The following is a 266-nucleotide window of genomic DNA, read 5'->3' on the forward strand; positions in this document are numbered from 1 at the left end:
TCTTGGCGCAATAACTGGGAGGGCTTAACGGTGTTCTTCGAGTATCCTAAAGACATCAGAAAAGCGATTTATACTACTAATGCGATAGAGTCGCTAAACAGCGTCATTCGTACGGCGGTGAATAAGCGTAAGGTGTTCCCGTCTGATCAGGCGGCATTCAAGGTGGTTTATCTGGCAACCCAGCAGGCATCCAAAAAGTGGTCGATGCCCATCCGTAACTGGACGTCTGCTTTAAATCGCTTTATGATTATGTTTGATGACCGTAT

General features: G+C 46.2%; 1 protein-coding gene. It reads left to right on the forward strand.

All coding sequences use genetic code 11. From position 1 onward, the window contains the following. Positions 1-266: transposase (locus CAN34_RS11850; RefSeq protein ID WP_133063023.1), on the forward strand; the 266-nt coding region annotated here is incomplete at both ends.

It is taken from the genome of Psychrobacter sp. DAB_AL32B (assembly GCF_002224105.1).
Classification (GTDB): domain Bacteria; phylum Pseudomonadota; class Gammaproteobacteria; order Pseudomonadales; family Moraxellaceae; genus Psychrobacter.